This is a genomic window from Rhodococcus sp. T2V, assembly GCF_029269925.1.
In the GTDB taxonomy this organism is placed as follows: domain Bacteria; phylum Actinomycetota; class Actinomycetes; order Mycobacteriales; family Mycobacteriaceae; genus Rhodococcus_F; species Rhodococcus_F koreensis.
The window spans coordinates 1-1,819 of record NZ_JARJBD010000263.1 but is presented as its reverse complement, the minus strand read 5'-3'; the positions used below and the strand labels follow the sequence as shown (position 1 = coordinate 1,819).

General features: G+C 68.7%; 2 protein-coding genes and 2 pseudogenes. 3 read left to right on the top strand and 1 reads right to left on the bottom strand.

Annotated elements, in window-relative coordinates; translation table 11 throughout:
* Positions 1-251 (top strand): annotated as a pseudogene (locus P3H15_RS53760) (metallophosphoesterase); the annotation flags it as partial.
* A 618-nt stretch (positions 252-869) separates the two neighbouring features.
* On the opposite strand, the gene P3H15_RS53755 reads toward P3H15_RS53760, so the two are convergent.
* Entirely contained in the window at positions 870-1,040 is a 171-nt protein-coding gene (locus P3H15_RS53755) for a hypothetical protein (protein ID WP_276144784.1), read from the bottom strand.
* A 152-nt stretch (positions 1,041-1,192) separates the two neighbouring features.
* Between P3H15_RS53755 and P3H15_RS53750 the strand changes: the two genes are divergently transcribed.
* Entirely contained in the window at positions 1,193-1,375 is a 183-nt protein-coding gene (locus tag P3H15_RS53750) for a hypothetical protein (RefSeq protein WP_276144783.1), read from the top strand.
* Between the two features lie 173 nt (positions 1,376-1,548).
* Positions 1,549-1,819, top strand: a pseudogene (locus tag P3H15_RS53745) (phosphatidylserine/phosphatidylglycerophosphate/cardiolipin synthase family protein); the annotation flags it as partial.

Here is a 1,819-nt window from a genome sequence, read left to right as displayed (position 1 = left end):
TGCACTGCTACCGGCAGACCCGCCGCGGCGAGGCGATCGAGGTATGGGCACCGGCCACCGCCTTCGTCGCCGGCGAGGACGACACCTTTGCCGGCCCCCTCCACCAACTCGGCATCGTCGAGTACGACTGCACCGACGCTGTCGTGCGCGCGAGCTACCGGTCCGTACCGGGCCTCGACGACGTTCACGTCACCGCGGTCCCCGAGGTGATCGCGGCCATCGACGCGCTCGAGGACAGCCACGTCGGTTGATTCCCGGCTCCACCCAGCGCCCGCCCCGCCCGACGCGCCATCCCGGGCGACGACCTACCCCGGCGGCGCGTAGTTCGATGTGCGCCGCATCGTTGCCCGCCGCCGGACCGGGCCCTCACCCGGCAGCCGTGAGCTCCGATAGCCGCTGCAGCGCGCGGAGCGGCCCGCTACCCGCCTGATGCGCCACAGATCATGACGATGGACCCGCATGCCGGGCTCGTCGGGTTGCGCCTCTGCCTGCCAGTCCTTCCGCGGTCCTGGCCATCCGTTGTCGTGGCCTCGGATAAAGTTCGAGGAGCATCGCCCCGCCCGGCACCGTCCCCGGGTGCGAGATACGCAAGGTCAGCATTTTCTCCCCTCCCCGACCACAGATGTCTGTTCGTGTCGGAAGCTATCGGTAGGCACCCACATGTTTCGTCGCACGCCGACCTCGGATGCGACTGCGCCGCATCGAGTGCGGCCACGCTTATGCTGGCGATGCAGTGAAGGCGCTGCTGCTGTTTCGACGATACTGCGGCTGCCGGTGTTGGCCTTGTCGATCTGTTCCAGCGCGGCCGCAGTGCCGCGCGAAGGAGGCCCCCATCGATTGACATGACGGGGGCCTCGCACGCTGCCGGGTTACAGGTAGTGGATCTCCTCCTCGGAGACCGTGCGGCCGGTTCCCAGCTCGATCAGGGCGACCTTCGCGGCAACGAATTCGACGTGCGAATCGCCTCCGATCGATGCGCGGTAGCGAGCGCGCGCGGCGTCCAGTTCTGCAGGACCCTTGACGATTGCAGTGTTGGACATGTGCATCTCCCCTCGTTGTCGACGACATTTTCCTTACAATGTGACGTTGTGTTGTACAAGTGGGGTGCGCAGTACCGGCCTGCCGCCTGTGCCATGGTGCGCGAAGACGTCCAGAAAGGTCGAAAGGGGGAGTATCCGTGCGCTGGAGAAGATTGAGTGCGTCCACCAGGCTGCAACTCGCCATGTTGCCGACCGCCGCGATATCGATCGCACATGCGGCGACCGCGACCGATTCGCCGGTGATGGCGATGTGGGCGTTTCTCATCGCCGGCCTCGCCGCGCACGCGTGGTACCGGGCGGCCGAGCCGAACCCGCACACCGGCCGTCGACCGTGACGGCACCCGTCTCTCGCACCCGTGGCGGCGCTGCGAAGTGCGGTCGCGCACGGGAGAAGGGGACGTGTCATCGTCGCAGCGCAGCGGCCCGATCCGGGGGTGTCGACCCGGGCAGACCGGTGATCGGCGGATCCACCCCGGCCCGGTGTGAGGACCCGCTACCGTTTTCGGATATGGGGACCACCTTCCATGGGCCGAGCCCGTGGCCGCACATCACCCGGGTCATCCGCACCCGCGGAACCCGGCACGCGGCGATCGCCCACCTGGGCCAGGACGCGCCCACCCTGTTGCCGCTGCGCGCAGGTGACGTCCTCGTCGTCAACGCCTCCCGCGCCGCGGTGCGCGCCCACCTGACCTCCCCGGTGGCGCTCGCGTACTACCGGGACGCCGGGGTGCGGGTGCTGTCGTCGCCGGACCTGCACGCCAATGTCATCGCCACCGAGC

Coding starts and splice junctions, on each gene's coding strand:
- P3H15_RS53755 (WP_276144784.1), bottom strand. CDS start 1,040: ATGTCCAACACTGCAATCGTCAAGGGTCCTGCAGAACTGGACGCCGCG.